General features: G+C 54.7%; 18 protein-coding genes. 4 read left to right on the top strand and 14 right to left on the bottom strand.

Annotated elements, in window-relative coordinates; all coding sequences use genetic code 11:
• Positions 1 to 12: 12 nt before the first annotated feature.
• From spoIIIAF to ACFSX3_RS14440, 7 genes are all read right to left on the bottom strand, one after another.
• Positions 13 to 813 (bottom strand): stage III sporulation protein AF, encoded by an 801-nt coding sequence (gene spoIIIAF, locus ACFSX3_RS14470; RefSeq protein ID WP_209984383.1) that lies wholly within the window; start codon positions 811 to 813, stop codon positions 13 to 15.
• Between the two features lie 24 nt (positions 814 to 837).
• A complete protein-coding gene (gene spoIIIAE / locus ACFSX3_RS14465; RefSeq protein WP_379312954.1) occupies positions 838 to 2,124 on the bottom strand; it encodes a stage III sporulation protein AE in 1,287 nt (428 codons plus the stop codon).
• Positions 2,125 to 2,171: 47 nt separating this feature from the next.
• Positions 2,172 to 2,561, bottom strand: coding sequence for a stage III sporulation protein AD (gene spoIIIAD, locus ACFSX3_RS14460; RefSeq protein WP_036698407.1), 390 nt, complete (start codon positions 2,559 to 2,561; stop codon positions 2,172 to 2,174).
• 9 nt (positions 2,562 to 2,570) lie between these two features.
• Entirely contained in the window at positions 2,571 to 2,774 is a 204-nt protein-coding gene (spoIIIAC, locus tag ACFSX3_RS14455) for a stage III sporulation protein AC (protein WP_020426549.1), read from the bottom strand.
• Positions 2,775 to 2,787: 13 nt separating this feature from the next.
• Positions 2,788 to 3,306, bottom strand: coding sequence for a stage III sporulation protein SpoIIIAB (gene spoIIIAB / locus ACFSX3_RS14450; protein WP_209984386.1), 519 nt, complete (start codon positions 3,304 to 3,306; stop codon positions 2,788 to 2,790).
• Positions 3,299 to 4,306: a stage III sporulation protein AA gene (spoIIIAA, locus tag ACFSX3_RS14445; RefSeq protein ID WP_209984391.1), complete on the bottom strand. Its 1,008-nt coding sequence runs from the start codon at positions 4,304 to 4,306 to the stop codon at positions 3,299 to 3,301. The genes spoIIIAB and spoIIIAA overlap by 8 nt, the downstream gene beginning before the upstream one ends.
• Before the next feature lie 82 nt (positions 4,307 to 4,388).
• Complete coding sequence (locus ACFSX3_RS14440) at positions 4,389 to 4,652, bottom strand: YqhV family protein (RefSeq protein ID WP_379256001.1); 264 nt, start codon at positions 4,650 to 4,652, stop codon at positions 4,389 to 4,391.
• A gap of 241 nt (positions 4,653 to 4,893) precedes the next feature.
• Between ACFSX3_RS14440 and ACFSX3_RS14435 the strand changes: the two genes are divergently transcribed.
• The gene (locus ACFSX3_RS14435) at positions 4,894 to 5,760 is read left to right on the top strand and encodes a YitT family protein (RefSeq protein ID WP_209984394.1); all 867 of its coding nucleotides are present in this window, start codon (positions 4,894 to 4,896) and stop codon (positions 5,758 to 5,760) included.
• Positions 5,761 to 5,871: 111 nt separating this feature from the next.
• Here ACFSX3_RS14435 and ACFSX3_RS14430 read toward each other — a convergent pair whose 3' ends face one another.
• The 4 genes from ACFSX3_RS14430 to ACFSX3_RS14415 form a co-directional block, all read right to left on the bottom strand.
• A complete protein-coding gene (locus tag ACFSX3_RS14430) occupies positions 5,872 to 7,125 on the bottom strand; it encodes an aspartate kinase (RefSeq protein ID WP_209984396.1) in 1,254 nt (417 codons plus the stop codon).
• A gap of 357 nt (positions 7,126 to 7,482) precedes the next feature.
• Positions 7,483 to 8,040 (bottom strand): elongation factor P, encoded by a 558-nt coding sequence (efp, locus tag ACFSX3_RS14425; protein ID WP_209984399.1) that lies wholly within the window; start codon positions 8,038 to 8,040, stop codon positions 7,483 to 7,485.
• 46 nt (positions 8,041 to 8,086) lie between these two features.
• The gene (locus ACFSX3_RS14420; RefSeq protein WP_209984402.1) at positions 8,087 to 9,157 is read right to left on the bottom strand and encodes a M24 family metallopeptidase; all 1,071 of its coding nucleotides are present in this window, start codon (positions 9,155 to 9,157) and stop codon (positions 8,087 to 8,089) included.
• 76 nt (positions 9,158 to 9,233) lie between these two features.
• Positions 9,234 to 9,725 (bottom strand): YqhR family membrane protein, encoded by a 492-nt coding sequence (locus ACFSX3_RS14415; RefSeq protein WP_209984405.1) that lies wholly within the window; start codon positions 9,723 to 9,725, stop codon positions 9,234 to 9,236.
• Between the two features lie 206 nt (positions 9,726 to 9,931).
• Here ACFSX3_RS14415 and ACFSX3_RS14410 point away from each other — a divergent pair, with 206 nt between their 5' ends.
• Together ACFSX3_RS14410 and ACFSX3_RS14405 are read left to right on the top strand one after the other, a co-directional pair.
• Positions 9,932 to 10,879, top strand: a complete 948-nt coding sequence (locus tag ACFSX3_RS14410; protein ID WP_379312978.1) for a DUF1385 domain-containing protein — start codon at positions 9,932 to 9,934, stop codon at positions 10,877 to 10,879.
• 7 nt (positions 10,880 to 10,886) lie between these two features.
• Positions 10,887 to 11,225, top strand: coding sequence for a hypothetical protein (locus ACFSX3_RS14405; protein ID WP_209984411.1), 339 nt, complete (start codon positions 10,887 to 10,889; stop codon positions 11,223 to 11,225).
• A gap of 136 nt (positions 11,226 to 11,361) precedes the next feature.
• Here ACFSX3_RS14405 and ACFSX3_RS14400 read toward each other — a convergent pair whose 3' ends face one another.
• The 3 genes from ACFSX3_RS14400 to mntR form a co-directional block, all read right to left on the bottom strand.
• Entirely contained in the window at positions 11,362 to 12,342 is a 981-nt protein-coding gene (locus tag ACFSX3_RS14400; protein WP_209984414.1) for a patatin-like phospholipase family protein, read from the bottom strand.
• 64 nt (positions 12,343 to 12,406) lie between these two features.
• A complete protein-coding gene (locus ACFSX3_RS14395) occupies positions 12,407 to 14,098 on the bottom strand; it encodes a family 10 glycosylhydrolase (RefSeq protein ID WP_209984416.1) in 1,692 nt (563 codons plus the stop codon).
• Between the two features lie 274 nt (positions 14,099 to 14,372).
• Entirely contained in the window at positions 14,373 to 14,798 is a 426-nt protein-coding gene (mntR, locus tag ACFSX3_RS14390) for a transcriptional regulator MntR (RefSeq protein ID WP_036698430.1), read from the bottom strand.
• A gap of 193 nt (positions 14,799 to 14,991) precedes the next feature.
• Here mntR and splB point away from each other — a divergent pair, with 193 nt between their 5' ends.
• Positions 14,992 to 16,068, top strand: a complete 1,077-nt coding sequence (gene splB, locus ACFSX3_RS14385; RefSeq protein WP_209984419.1) for a spore photoproduct lyase — start codon at positions 14,992 to 14,994, stop codon at positions 16,066 to 16,068.
• Positions 16,069 to 16,070: the final 2 nt, after the last annotated feature.

The raw sequence follows: 16,070 nt of genomic DNA, 5'->3' as shown, positions 1-16,070 counted from the left end.
AACAGCCTCCTCTTATGATTTCACGGTACCGGCCCCGCTGCTCTGCACCTTGATCAGAGCGGGGTCCAGGTTCCAGTTCTGCTCCAGCAGCTTGATAATCGTTCCAGCTTCCTCCGTTTGGGTCTCCTGCGTCCCCTCAGTGCCGCTCCCGGAAGAGGATGACGCCGGAGCCGAACCCCCTGAGGAGGCCGCTTCCTGCGCTTCACCCTCCCCGCCGCTGCCCTCCAGGCTGACCTGGACCGGCTGCACAGGGTTAATCTGAATGGGCGCGGCTGACGGGAGGGCAGCGGTACCAGCGCCCGGGACAGTGCCCCCGGTGACGCCCTGCTCCGGCGGAAGAGCTACCGTGACCGAGGAGATTAGCGGCACCTCCTCGCCCAGCGGCGCACTTGGATTCGGCCCCATGGCCAGCGCCACCGTGACCTTCACCCCGCCGAGCCCGGTGCTCCCGGTAATCTGGTCGCGCATCTGGCCGGCGATTTCCTCGGCAGCCAGCTTCAAGCTCTGGTCACGTGCTCCGGCGGCGAGCATCCGCCCGTCTGCCAGAATCTTGTCCAGCGAATCCGGTGCGTCGCCCGGCCCGTACAGCAGCCCTCCGCTTCTCTCCTGCTGCTGCATCGCCACGGTCAGCTCCTTGCTGGCATCCCCCTTCAGCAGAGAGACGAGCGGGCTGAGCATCGTCAGCAGAACCAGCAGACTGAGCACCAGCCTGGCGTAGCGTTCCATGGATTTACTGGGCAGCAGCATCTCCACAAATGCTGCCATCAGCACGACGAGAATCAGCTCATGGAGCCAACTGCTGAGCCAGGACATGGCGCACCTCCTTGTCGTTTCGTTCTATCGCATCATCACGGTCACATTGCCCGCAGTCAGCATGATGGTTACCGCCAGGAAGAACATCAGCGAGACCGCGGCCAGCGCAGCGAAGACGTAAATCATGCTTTTGCCGATCGTCTGCAGGCAAGTCACAATCGGTGTCTCGCCCAGCGGCTGCATGACGGCGGCGGCCAGATTGTAGATCAGGGCGAGGATCAGAATTTTGATTGCCGGGAACGCGCACAGGAAGAGGATAATGATAACTCCCGACAGCCCGATGGCGTTCTTCACCAGCAGGGAGGCCGAGATGACCGTGTCCGTAGCGTCCGCGAACATTTTACCAATCACCGGCACGAAATTCCCTGTAATATATTTGGCGGCGCGTATAGTCACACCGTCTGTAACCGAGCTGGTAATCCCCCTGACCGAGATCACGCCGAGGAACACGGTAAGCAGCACCCCGAGCAGCCCGGCCCCGATATTGCGCAGCAGATTCGCCAGATGGGTCAGCTTGTATTTCTCCGACATGGCGCTCACCAGATGCAGCACTGCCGAGAAGAACAGCAGCGGGAAGACCAGCGTATGAATCAGCGTGCCTACGGTATGGATCATGAACACGATCAGCGGATGGGTCACCGACACCGTGACGATATTGCCCATCGAGGCCAGCAGCGCGAATAGCAGCGGAATCATGGCCATCATGAAGTCGATCATCCGGTCGATTGCATCCTTGGCATAGCCGATAGCGACATTGAAGCTGTTAACGGCAATTACCAGCACCACCATGTAGCAGAGCATATAAGCGATCTTACTGACTGATTTCCGTTCAAAAGCGGTCTGCAGCGTCTCCAGAATCATGCTCAGCACACTGATCATCACAATCGTGACCAACAGCTTGCCGTTGTAGAGCACCTCATGCCACATGAAGTTCATCAGGCCGGACAAGACGCTTTTGAAGCTTAAGCCCTTATCCCCCGGCAGCAGCATATCCATCAAGGAAGGCGTCCGGCCCTCCGGGAAAAATCCCCCGTAATCCTTCATCAGCTGGTCCCAGTAAGACTCTACTTTGTCCTTCGGCAGATGCTCCACCTGCCCTTTCACCCACTGGTCAACGGGAGACGCCCGGCCTCCGCTGCCGCCTGTAGCCGGGGACGAAGGAACCGGAGCCGTACTTGCAGAACCTGCAACACTTGCGGCGCTTGCCGTGTTTCCACACAGCAGAAGCAGCTGGAGCACCAGCAGCAGGGCTGGCAGAAGCAAGAGCGCTTTTACCCCTTTTGGCGGCCGAAAAATACTATGCTCCTGCATTCCCCTCACCTCCGCTTTACTCCAACTTGTCCGGCATGTCCGCTGCATCAAGCTGGCAGCAGCTTCATGACCGTTTCAATAATTATGCTGATGATCGGAACAGCCAGCACCATGATCAGCACCTTGCCGGCCAGCTCAATCTTGGAAGCAATCGATTCCTGCCCGGCATCCCTCACGATCTGCGCCCCGAATTCCGCGATATAGGAGATGCCGATGATTTTGAACACGGTTTTGATATGGATCATTTCCATCCCGGAGGACTCCGCGACCCGCTCCAGCGTACCGAGAATCGTTCCGATCTTGCCGATCAGGAACAGGAAGATCAGAATGCCGGCCGCAGTGGTCAGCAGGAAGGCGAATACCGGTTTTTGTTCCTTCAGGACGAGGATGAGGACGGTCGCCAAGATGCCAATTCCCACAATCTGAATGATTTCCATAACTCCAGCCTATTGAAAAAGAAAAATCGTTTTGATTTCCTGCAGCAGCCCATCCAGCATCCGGATGACCATGAACAGGACGATGATAAAGCCGACAATCGTTACCCAGTGGGCGATATCCTCTTTGCCCATCTGCTTAAGCACCGTGTGGATCATGGCGATAATGATGCCGATGCCGGCAATCTGAAAGATCGCGTTGACTTCAATATTCATTCCTGGCACCTCGCTAAAAGATCAAAATGACGATCAATGCTCCAAGCAGCAGACCCAGGCTTTTACTCACCTTCTCATACTTGCCCTGATCTTCTCTGGCCGCTGTCTCCTCCTGCTTCAATTGCTGTAAAGCCAGTGCAATATGCGTGCTCTGATTCGGCCGGTCACTGGTTCCGAGCGTGCAGCTTAGCTGCCGGACGATCTCCTTCTCCGTTCCCCGCAGCGATGCACTGCTCCAGTGGGCCTCCATGGCCCGCCGGATGGCCTCTTCCGCACTGTGGTTATGCGGCGGGTTCATCTCATCCGCCGCCGTAAGGAAGAAGGCTCTAAGCGGCTCCTTCGTCTGCATCCCGATCCGGCGCAGCGCCTCCGGCAGCGGCGTGTAGCCGTATTGGATCTCGGTCTCCAGCCGCTGGAACGCCGCAATCAAGGCCCGGATATGCCTCGGCCGGTCGGCGTACTGGGCTGCCCGTTTGAAGCCGGCCAGCGTACCGGCCAGCACGATCAGTACCGCGCCAAGCAGCTTAAGCATGGCGGTCACCCCCTGACACCGGCTGCTCCTCCGGCGAGACCAGCAGCAGCCCGCGCTTCTGGCCGTCCAGAATGCGGAAGGATAAGCCGGAAGCTCCGCGTTGCAGGATCACATACCGCTCGAACATCCGGTGCTCCAGCAACCCGCCAAGGCCGGGCCGCCGGGCCAGCTCGGACACTTCCTTGCCATGCGCGGAAGCGACCACCGAGATCCCGGCGTGCAGCGCCTCGGTCACCGCCTCTGCGTCCTCCATGCGGCCGATTTCATCGGCGATCAGCACATCGGGTGACAGGGAGCGGATCATCATCATCATGCCTTCCGCCTTGGGACAGCCGTCCAGAATGTCCGTGCGCGGCCCGACATCGAAGGCCGGAATTCCCCGGCGGCTGCCTGCGATCTCGGAGCGTTCATCGACGATGCCAACCTTCAGCCCCGGCCGGCTGCCCTCCCGGCCACCGCTTGTGCCTGCTGACAGCTGCCTGGCCAAATCGCGCAGCAGCGTGGTCTTGCCATGCTGCGGCGGGGACAGAATCAGCGTATGCATGACCCGCTGCCGTCCCCGGTCCAGCAGATACGGCAGCACGCCGTCGGCGATGCCGTGCACCTCACGGGCAATCCGCACGTTGAAGCCGGTAATATCGCGCAGATGCTCCACACCGCCCCCGCTCAGCACCGTCCGGCCGCAGAGGCCGATCCGGTGTCCACCGGGGATCGTGATGAAGCCCTTGCGCAGCTCCTCTTCCATCGTATAGAGGGAATGATTGCTGATGAGGTCCAGCAGCCGGTGTGTATCCTCCCGGTCTGGCCGGTAAGATTCACCGGGTAGCTGGGTCAGGCTGCCGCCCGCACCAATGAAATGATACTTGCCGGAATAGTTGATCTCTAGCGGCCGGCCCTCACGGACGCGAATCTCCTCCACCTTGTCCAGGAGCGCAGCGGGGAGACCGCCGAGCAGCGCTCTTACTTTTTCAGGAAACAACAGAAGCCAGTCATTAGCCATATCAGGTACCCCCAAGCTGTACTCTACTAAATAGCTTTATTCCATATTTATGCTTGTACTTGTGCTTTATGCCTATCATCTATCATTTCTTCAGAATCCCGAATAAGAGAATAGCCACCCCGCAGCCAATCCAGCCAAGCTTGCCCCAGGACAGCTGCTCTGCCATCCCTGTAAGGCCGACAGCCGTGGTCAGAATAAGGATCGTAGGGCCGACAAACGCCAGTCCCGAATTGACAGCCAGCGCCTTATCCACCTGATTCAGCTTCAGCATAATTAAGGCCGCCGCAATCTCCACACTGCCGGACAGCAGCCGCAGGCCAGACATCCAGCTTACATACTTGTCCAAATATCTCAACTCCTTCGTTCAAATCTATGGATTGCACACGTTCGCTGCAAATCAAACAAGCTGTTATCCATGGATATGCGGAAAGGAGCGACTTTAGACAAGAAGAAATGGGGATACTAGCGGAGATTTCACGAGGTGTGAAAGAAATCATAGTACTGTTCTCTATAAAAAAATATCATCGGTATGATAAAATTAATTTTGCCGTATCCAAAGATAATCAACAAAGAAGGGGATCACAGTCATGAAGGTTCGTAATTTCGTAGTACCGCTTGTATCAGGAACAATAGCCAGACAGGTTAGAGAGATCGCTATTATTATATTTTCAGCGTTTCTGGTAGCAGCCGGGCTCCGGTTATTCCTGATTCCGCACCAACTGCTCAGCGGCGGTGTAGCCGGGACAGCTTCCATCATCGGGTATTTGACCCATCCCAAGTTTATCTCGCTGTACTATTTCGCCATCAATCTGCCAATCCTGATCTGGGGCTTCGTCGCCGTGGGAAAAAAGTACATCTGCTATAGCATGCTGTCTGTCCTGTCCACCACCTGGTTCCTGAACGTTATCCCTGTGGTGAAGCTCACCAAGGATCCGATTCTTGCCAGTATCTTCGGCGGGGTGATTATTGCGGGAGGGGTGGGCTTCTCGCTGCGGGCGGGCGGTTCTTCCGGGGGCTTCGACATTCTCGGCTCTATCATTACCCGCAAGCGGGATATTCCCATGGGCACCGTGCTGTTCGTCATGGACGGTCTGGTTATCTTAAGTCTCGGCTTCTTCAAAAGCTGGGATTCCGCGCTCTACGCGATGCTCTGTATCTTCGTCAAAAGCCGGGTGGTGGACATGATCCACATCCGCCATGTCAAGCTGACCTGCTTCATTGTCACCAAGGAGCGGGAGAAAATGCTGAATAGACTGACCAGTCTGCCGCATGGCATCACCGTTGTTAACGCGGAGGGCGGGTACAGTCACGAGGGCAATACCATGCTGATGACCGTAACCACCCGCTATGAGCTGGCAGATCTGCGCAGGACGATTCTGGAGACCGATCCGAAATCCTTCGTTAATGTACTGGAGACGGTAGAGATCATGGGCCGGTTCCGGCGCCTGAGCTAGAGAGTGCATGGTGCAGTTCATTCCTACCCTTATGTATATGCAAAAAGAGTGCTGTTCTCCGCTTCTGCGGGGAACAGCACTCTTCTGTAATTACGATACCTTCTGGCAGACTTAGCGGCGGTCCTGTGGACCTCCAACGAAGGCTTGCTCTTCTGTATCCAGGTTATAGGCGGTATGCAGCGCCTGGATGATCTGCTGCAGATTGCCGGATTCAATCACACACGACACCTTGATCTCGGAAGTGCTGACCATCTTGATGCTCACCCCTTCGTTCGAGATGACCTCGAACATCTTGGCGGCAACACCCGGATGGCTGACCATACCAGCGCCGACAATCGACACCTTGACCAGACTGTCCTCGGAAGTCACTTCACGGTATGGCAATACGCTGTGTAGCTCCTTGATGACCTCTTTGGCCTTCACCAGATCACTGAGCGCCACTGTGAAGGAGAAGTCCGCAGTCGCATTCTGCACTCCGCTCTGCACGATAATATCGACATCCACACCCTCATCGGCCAGCTTGCCGAATACCTGCGCGAGTACCCCCGGTACATCCGGAACTCCCAGAATACTGATCCGGGCCACATTCTTGTCATAGGCAATTCCGCTTACTACCACACCTTGTTCCATGCTTGCTTCCTCCTTCACAACAGTACCTTCATTATGGTTAAAGCTCGATCTTACGACCAGCTTCACTTGATAGCGTTTGGCATATTCCACGGCACGCGGATGCAGCACGGCTGCGCCGAGATTAGCCAGCTCCAGCATCTCGTCATACGAGATTTCCTTAAGCTTGCGCGCCGTCTTCACAATACGCGGGTCTGTAGAGTAGATGCCGTCTACATCGGTATAGATCTCGCAGACATCCGCTTTGATGGCTGCAGCCAGCGCAACCGCTGTGGTATCCGATCCTCCGCGGCCCAGCGTGGTGATCTCGCCGTCCAGCGTCATGCCCTGGAAGCCGGCTACAATCACAATCTGCTCGCGCTCCAGCGACTCCAGCACCCGGCGTGGAACAATCTCGCTGATCCGTGCCCGGCCGTGGGTATCATCGGTACGGAACCCGGCCTGCCAGCCTGTATAGGATACGGCATTCCGTCCTATCCCGTGAAGTGCGATGGACAGAAGCGCTACGGAGATCTGCTCGCCCGTAGTCATCAGCATATCCATCTCGCGTGCAGGAGGCTGCCCGTTCAGCTGTATCGCCTGATCGATCAGTTCATCTGTCGTATCCCCCATAGCGGATACTACCACAACACAGCGATGCCCTTCGTCCTGCTTGGCTGCGATGCGCCCGGCAACACGCTTCATGCGTTCAACATCGCCGACGGAGCTGCCCCCGAATTTCATGACATAAAGTGACAAAGTCCCATTCACTCCCTAATTCGCTCTATAAGTAGCTTATATTTTAGTTAACGCTTTAACACAGTATAATACGAAAATCATAACATGCGTTAATGGTTTCACAAAATAAAGTGCCCATTTTTGATGTGCCCAGCCTTAACCCCGAACCTGCAGGGCCGGAATAAGGGGCACTAATGCTCCTCATTACTCTCCTTCAGTTCACATTCCGCCCCACCGCAGACACCTGTCAGAGGGATTTATCCCTTTTGCCCCTTTTCCCTCCACTTCTTCCCTCTCGCCCAGCCTGCCACAGCAAAAAGACCCCCGCCGCATCAAGCGGGGAGGCCCTCAAGTTACATCTGGAATCCAAAAAGGCTCCTACGCGCGGGAGATATATTTACCTTCGCGGGTATCGACCAGGAGAACATCTCCTTCATTGATGAACAAAGGCACGTGGACCGTATGGCCGGTCTCCAGAATAGCGGCTTTGGTTGCGCCTTGAGCCGTGTTGCCCTTAACGCCCGGCTCGGTCTCAGTAACTTTCAGCTCTACGCTGGTCGGCAGGTTGATCCCCAGGATTTCGCCCTGGTAGCTGACGATATTCACTGTCATGTTCTCTCTCAGGAAGTTAAGCTCCCATTCGAGCTGCTTGGCTGACAATTCGAACTGGTCATAAGTCTCGTTGTCCATGAACACATGATCAGAGCCGCTCGCATAGAGGTATTGCACGCCACGGTTCTCGATGATGGCACGGCCAATCGTTTCACCGGCACGGAACGTGCGTTCAACCGTATTGCCGTTACGCAGGTTCTTCAGCTTGGAGCGGACGAAGGCTGCGCCTTTACCCGGCTTCACATGCTGGAAATCAATGACGGTGAAGATGTCCCCTTCTACTTCTACGGTCAAGCCTGTCTTGAAATCATTAACTGAAATCACTAAAAATCCCTCCTGGAATCGATGAATTAACTGAATGATAGTTGTCTTACAGTACCGTATAATCCTTCGATGAATGTGTCAGCAGCGCGATGCCGCTCTCGGTAATGACAATATCATCTTCAATCCGCACGCCGCCAAGGCCCGAGAGGTAGATCCCCGGCTCCACGGTGACGACCATCCCCGGCTGGATCACTTCATCCGCCAGCTTGGACAACCGCGGCCATTCATGTACTTCCATCCCGAGACCATGGCCTGTGCTGTGGCCGAAATATTCACCATACCCGTAACGGGTGATGATATCGCGGGCCAGGGCATCACATTCACGGCCGGTCATGCCGGGCTTGATATGTGCCAGCGTGTGAAGCTGCGCTTCAAGCACAATATCGTAGATCTCCTTCAGCTTGGGGTCCGGTGATCCCAGAGCAATTGTACGCGTTACATCTGAACAGTAACCGTCCAGGAGCGCGCCGAAATCGAAGGTAACGAATTCGTTGTTCCCGATAATCTTGCTGCTCGCTACACCATGCGGCATAGCCGAACGCTCGCCGGAAGCCACGATCGTATCGAACGAAGAGGAAGTCGCACCATGCGTACGCATGTAGAATTCCATTTCCAGATCGACATCGCGTTCCGTCATGCCCGGCTTGATCACATTCAGGATGTGACTGAACGTGGCGTCTGCCAGATCGGCAGCCCGCTGCATTACAGCCAGTTCTTCCTCGTCCTTGAACATGCGCAGGTTCTCAACAGCCTTAGATACCGGTACCATAACTGCCGGCGCAAGAGCCGCTGCATAAGCGGTGTACGCACTGAAGGTCACATCATCCTGCTCGAAGCCGACCCGGACTTGTCCACCCTTCGGCAGCAGTTCCCGCACGGTGTCAATGAATTTCGAGTCATGCTGCACCACCTTGAGGCCGTTCACCTGTTCCGAGGCCTGGGTCATATACCGGAAGTCCGTCAGCAGATAACTGTCATCACCGGTAACCAGCACGTACCCGGAGGAGCCGGTGAACCCACTCAAATAGCGGCGGTTATATCCGCTGGTAATTAACATCGCATCCAGTCCCAGTTCCTGCAGAACCTTACGCAGCTTGGAGACGCGCTTGTTGCCCATTTTCATTCTCCTCTCGAAATAGCCACATTGTATTTTACCATAGCGGCAGGACATCTGAGAAGTTTTTTCGAAGGGCCTAGGCCAGCTTCGTCTGCTGTTCGCGTTTGCGTTCATCCGTATACTCGATCGCCGCCGTATATCCGATGAATAATCCCCAGAGCAGGAAGAGGCAGAATTCGCTGATGACCGTGTTCCACGGCAGCTTGAACGGCGGCTGGAGCAGGAATAAGCGCGAGCACGCAAGGAACAGGACCGACCACCACAGCACCCCGTATATCATCCCGGGCCAAGGCCCGTTAAGCTTCCGGAATATTAACACGTAGATCAGGGAAGCCAATACGGAGAGTACGATAAAAAATAAATATCCGAGCAGATGCCCGGCAGGGGTCAGCAAAAAGTCATGCTTGAAAAAGGGCTCCGCCAAAAATCCCGGAATGACCTTGGTAAAGTGCAGGACATACATCAGCCAGTGCAATCCTCCCCAGATTAAACCGGCGAAATAACCCAGTTCAATGGAGAAATAAAAAAGATTGGTCTGGGCGGTCTTGGGCTTGCTTGAAGAACTCATAGGGCTGCCTCTCTTTCGGTATGGGTTTAATCCGGTTTCCACTCCGCTCTCTATAGCTAGTATGTACAGCTAACGGCAATCCAACTAGTAATGTGTTTAAAAATTAGTTACAATGTATTATATAAATCATATCAATATACGGGAAGGTGAATTGGTTGTCCCAGGAAACTCCCAGTTACGGCGGCCAAGCCGTTATCGAAGGCGTCATGTTCGGCGGCAAGCATGTCAACGTAACAGCCGTAAGACGAAAGAATCAGGAGATTACATTTTTGGAGGTGCCGAAGAGCGATAAGAGCTGGGTCCTTAAACTGCGCAAGATTCCGCTGCTTCGCGGCATTGTCAGTATTATAGATTCCAGCGCCAAAGGCTCGAAGCATCTGAACTATTCGGCAGAATCCTATGCCGAGGATGAGACGGAGCCGGAAGAGCTTGCCAAGCAGCAGGCGAAGGACAAGAAGAAGGACGAAGGCTGGAGCCTCGGGATGATCTTCGGCGTTGCTATAATGGGGATTCTTTCTTTCCTGTTCGGCAAGCTGATTTTCACGCTGGTCCCGGTATTCGTAGAAGATTTTTTGTTCAAGAATGTATTTGACAACTATATTCTGCACAACCTTGTGGAAGGCGGCATCAAGCTGATTCTCCTGCTCGTCTATCTCTGGGCGATCTCGCAGACGCCTGTGATCAAGCGGCTTTTCCAGTATCACGGAGCCGAGCATAAAGTTATTAGCGCATTTGAAGCCGGCGAAGAGCTGACCGTAGCGAACGTACAGAAATACAGCCGTCTGCATTACCGCTGCGGAAGCAGCTTCATGATGCTGACGATTATCCTCGGTGTGATTATCTACTCGGTCGTCCCATGGAATTCCCTGATGGAACGGGTGCTGCAGCGTATCGTTCTTTTGCCGGTGGTCATCGGAATCTCGTTCGAGGTACTGAAGGGCACGAATGCGGTAAGAGATATTCCCGGCCTCAAGTATCTGGGGTACCCGGGCCTGTGGCTGCAGCTGTTGACTACCAAGGAACCGAAGGACGATATGGTAGAGGTGTCGATCGCCTCCTTCAACCGGATGCGGGAGCTGGACGCTGCCATTGAAGCAAAAGGATATTCGGAGGCAAGTGTGTCAGGCGGCATTTTGGATCCTGCGAAAGGATGATTAGCCAATGATCAGACATGCTTTGATATTTTGGATTTCGACAGCTCTTGCCGTATGGGGCCTGGTGCTGGACATTATGGCACGCGGCCTGGCGGCTCTGTCCTTCTTCATCTTCCCCCTGATTCTGCTGGGACTGCTGTACTACGCCTACAAGATAGCCCCCGGCAGAATGGGCGGCGGACCCGGACGTCCTCGCACCAAGGTTAAACCTTCGGCCAAGACGATGTCCAAGGTTGCCGGCATCCGCAAGACCACTGGCTCACCGGGCAAGCGCAAAAGCTATCCCTTCCAGGTCATCGAAGGCAGTAAGGGTAAGAATGACGATCAGCTGCCTAAATATCACTGAACCATTCAAGCAGAAGTGCAAAAGGCATTCCCACGTTATTGGAATAACGTGCGGGATGCCTTTTTTTGTTTTTGGGGCCCCCGCAAAGTACCTGAGTCATCATCAAGCTAAAGCCCCACTTTGCGGGGTTATTTAGTTACTGCCTTGGACCTGCGGGATGAAGGGGTGCCCTCCTCGTGTAGGAAGGCGGTGCCGGACGATAGTTAGCAAAGAACTCTTCTCCGGCTGCGATGCCCGCCTTATACAAGGCGTCGGTCTGTGTCTGCGTAATATGAAACTCTGTGGTGGAGATGCCCAGCGTAGGGATTTTGACCGTACGAACGAATTTATCCGTCTCAATATACCGTTCATCATGTGCGGAGAGCATCGTCTCCACCATCGCCTCCAGCATGCTGAACGGCCCCGTAATATGATGCGGCTGCGGGGCCGTCTTTCCGATCAGCTGGTAGCCAATGGTTGGCGTTCTATGCTCTGGTGACTGGAAGCCGTCTTTCTTCTCATCGAACAGCCAGAGCGGAAAATTACTGAGCACCCCGCCGTCCACCATATAGACCAGCTGCCCGCTGAACGATTTCCCCCGTGCCGCCTCTCCGGCCAGCCGCAGGATCACCGGATCGAAGAAATACGGAATGCTGCAGCTCATCCGCACCGCCTTGGCAACTTCGAAGCTGGCTGGCTCGATCCCGTACAGCACCAGATCATCAGGCAGCACCACAATCCGCCCGTTGGTGATGTCTGACGTAATCACCCGCAGCTTGCCGCGCGGCAGATCCCGGAACGTAACGACCCCCTGCTCCAGCAGCAGGCCGCGAATCCACGCTTCCAGCGCCTGGCCTGAGTACAGACCCTTCTTGAGCAGCACGCGTAAGGCTGGCCCGACGAAGGCCGTATTGTAGAGCGCTCCCCTTGTCAGGAAGGAGGTGAAGGGCGTACGCCGGATTACCCGGCTCATCGCCTCCCCGCTGTACCCTGCTGCCAGCAGCGAGGCAATGATCGAGCCGGAAGAGGTCCCTGCTACCCGCCCGAAGGTGCGACCTGCGCGCTCCGTCGCCTCCACCGCACCCGCCAGGGCAATTCCTTTGACTCCCCCGCCTTCAAATACTGCGTTAATCTCCATACATGGCAAACCCCCGTTCCATAGAATGTATTGTTATCTATGAGCACGGGGGACTATTCATGACTTAACTCTTGAAATAGAAACTGAGCAGACTGGCCAGCCCGTACGGGTCACGGACCACAATATCATTCGCCCGGAACAGGATGCTGCCTGCCACCTCATCGTACTTCTCATTATATTTGAGCTGGTTGATGATCTGATCTCCGCTCTGCCATTCTGCAGTCTGCTTGGTATCCCCTACCTTGTAGGAGGCCAGACCGATATACAGCTTAACCTTCGTTCCCTTAACCTCGTTCACCCACCAGTCCACCAGCTTGTCATAACGAGCAGTGCTGAAGGAGAGGCTCCAGTAGACCTGCGGGGCAACATAATCAATCCAGCCGTTCTGAATCCAGGTGCGCACATCCGCATACATATCATCATAGGCTGACACCCCTGCCGTAGTATCTGAGCCGGTGCTGTCCGCTTTTTTGTTGCGCCATACCCCGAACGGGCTGACCCCGTAAGAGACGGACGGCTTCACTGCATGAATCTCCTGCCCCAGCTGACGGATGAACTGGTTGATATTATCCCGCCGCCAGTCTCCTTTGCCCGCAATTCCTTGTGCATTGAAGGTCTTGAAGGCCGTATCATCGGCAAAAGCTACATTGGACGGATAGAAGTAATCATCCAGGTGTACTCCGTCAATATCATACCCTCTGACCACCTCCATCACCGTGTCAATAATATGCTGCCGCGCTTCCGGAATGCCCGGGTTGATATACAGCTTATTCTCAGCCTTGACGACCCAGTCCGGATGAAGCTTGGCTACATGATTAGGGGCAAGACTGCTGGTAGAAGCATCTGTCGTAGCCCGGAACGGGTTAAACCAGGCGTGCAGCTGCATTCCCCGGCTGTGGGCACTGCTAACCATATAGGCAAGCGGGTCATAGCCGGGCTCCTTACCCTGAGTCCCGCTAAGCACCTTGGACCAGGGCACGATCTGTGAAGGATAAAGTGCATCTCCAGACGGTCGGACCTGGACGAATACACTATTGAATCCGGCCGCCTTCAGCTTGTCCAGCAGGCTGTCGAACTCCTTCTTCTGCTTGTCCGGATTACCTGCCGAAGACGTTGAGGGCCAATCCAGATTATACACGGTAGATATCCAGGCGCCCTTCATCGCCTTCCCGGTCTTGGCACCAGGAATAGAAGGTACGGTTGGTGACGGTACCGTCGGTGTTGGCACAGATGGCGTAGGTACAGTTGGTGTAGGTACAGTTGGTGTAGGCACAGACGGAACTGACGGTGTTACAGGCGTAGAAGGGCCGCCGATCTCCATGCCTGAATATAAGGAAATATGCTTCGTGGCCTGATCCCATAGTACCTGCAGCCCAAGCTGCTCGCTTACAAACCGTAGCGGCACCATAACCCGGCCCTGCGTGATCTGCACAGAAGTATCCAGACGGACGGCGGCCCCGTTAACGATAGCGCTTGTTTTGCCGCTGGTCAGCTGCAGTACATTATTATCCTTGCTGATGGTTGCTGTCTTACTGGCCTGATCCCATTTCACACCGGCACCCAGTCCCTGGCTAATCACACCAGCAGGCACCATCGTAACGTTGGTACGTGTAATATACGGCGGCACATCCGGGCTCAGTGTCTCCCCGTCCAGTTCAATGGTGATTTGTACAGAAGCTGCGCGTACACCCGGCGTCCACACAGGCATACATAGCATAATCACGAGCAGTCCTACGATCCATTTACGGTAATTCATAATTCCTCCCAGGTGTTGAAGTTGTATATCAAGCGGAAACGACTTTGCCGTCCTTTTAAAGGATGGTCTCGTTTCAGCGAGAAAGATAAGGATAATGTTATCGCGAAGCATATAAATTCTTATCTTTAGACAAAAAAATAGCCCTCTCGTCCTTGGGTCAGGGAGAAGGCCGTTCTTTTGTAAACGGAATCCTTCCTTAGTTGAAAAGGAACGGTACCCGTTTTGACGTAAAAAAACTGGAAAGGTTGCGCTAATCAAACAAAAAAAGCCACGTTTATGAATCGCTGGCTATCTCATGGTGAATATCGTACAAGGTCTGCACACGCGCTTCATCCCGGCGGAAATATTCCACCAGCGTTTCGATCCGGGTGATGGAATCCCAGCTCAAGTGATGCTCAATGCCTTCAACATCCTTATAAATATGCTCTTGCTGTACCCCAATAATCCCGAGGAACTCCTCCAGCAGCTGATGGCGGTCCACAAGACGTTTCCCCACTTTTTTTCCTTTGCTTGTTAGGACAAGCCCACGATATTTCTCATAGATGAGATATTCGTCCTTATCCAGTTTTTGGATCATCTTGGTCACAGAGGAGGGATGGACTTCCAGCCCCTCGGCAATATCCGAGACCCGCGCATAACCCTTCTCGTCGATGAGCTTATATATGCGCTCCAAATAATCCTCCATGCTGGGTGTTGGCATTCTAGCTTACCTCTTTTCTATAATGAGCGTAACGGTGGGACCGGGCCTTGCTCTAACAATGATACATGCTTCTGCCGCTCCTTGGCAAGTCCTGCCGGTCATCCGCTTCCCTGCTTAGTGATGTTTACCATGATTCCATTCGCCTGCGGTTTGGCACAATAACGTTATCCTCATCCCTAAGGAGCGTGAAATCATGAGCTTAATCACACCTGAACGCCCTCCTGCCAAAAGAACGCGCAAGCCCACCGGCCTCTTCATCCCCGAGCTTGTCTTCTTTGAACCCGATGCGCTGAATTATCCCAAAGGGGAGCGGATTATGGAGTGGGTCAAGTCCCGAAATATTCCCTACCGCATGACCACCTCGCATAACCGGATTACCAATCTGCCGGGCGAGACGGAAGTCGAGCAATACAAAATCGCCAAACGGACGCTTGTGGTCGGCTTGCGCAAAACGCTTACTTTTGACCAGTCGAAGCCGTCCGCCGATTATGCGATTCCGATTGCCACCGGGTGCATGGGCCACTGCCATTATTGTTACCTGCAGACCACCCTGGGAGCGAAGCCCTACATCCGCGTCTATGTCAACACCGGGGACATCATCGATGCAGCCAAAAAATACATCAACGAGCGTTCCCCGGAAATCACGACGTTTGAAGCAGCCTGTACCTCCGACCCGCTCGGCCTTGAGCATATTACCGGCTCGCTGACAGAACTGATCGAATTCATGGCGGAGGAGCCGCTCGGGCGGCTGCGCTTCGTGACCAAATACCAGCATGTCGAGCCGCTGCTTAAGCTGAAGCATAACGGCCATACCCGTGTACGCTTCAGCGTGAACGCAGACTATGTGATTAAGAACTTCGAGCCGGCCACCTCGCGCTTCGAGGAACGGATTGAGGCCGCCGGACAGATCGCCCGTGCCGGGTATCCGCTGGGCTTCATCATTGCCCCTATCATCTGGCATGACGGCTGGGAAGACGGCTACAGCGAGCTGCTGGAGAAGCTGGCACATGCCTTGCCGCCTGATATTGGCAAAGGGCTGACTTTTGAGATGATCCAGCACCGCTTCACCAAGACGGCCAAGACCGTCATCGAGAAGCGTTATCCGAAGTCGAAGCTGGAGATGGACATCGAGAAGCGCAAGAAGAAATGGGGCAAATGGGGACAGAACAAATATGTCTACCCGGACGAACAGCAAACCGCCCTGCGCGAATTCATCACAGAGCGGATTTTCGAACATTTTCCGGAAGCGGCTATTGATTATTTCACTTAAGT

The sequence above is a fragment of the Paenibacillus rhizoplanae genome, assembly GCF_042684125.1.
Taxonomy (GTDB): Bacteria; Bacillota; Bacilli; order Paenibacillales; family Paenibacillaceae; genus Paenibacillus_AQ; species Paenibacillus_AQ rhizoplanae.
Note: the sequence above shows the minus strand (reverse complement) of the source record. Positions and strands in the feature narration are given on the sequence as shown.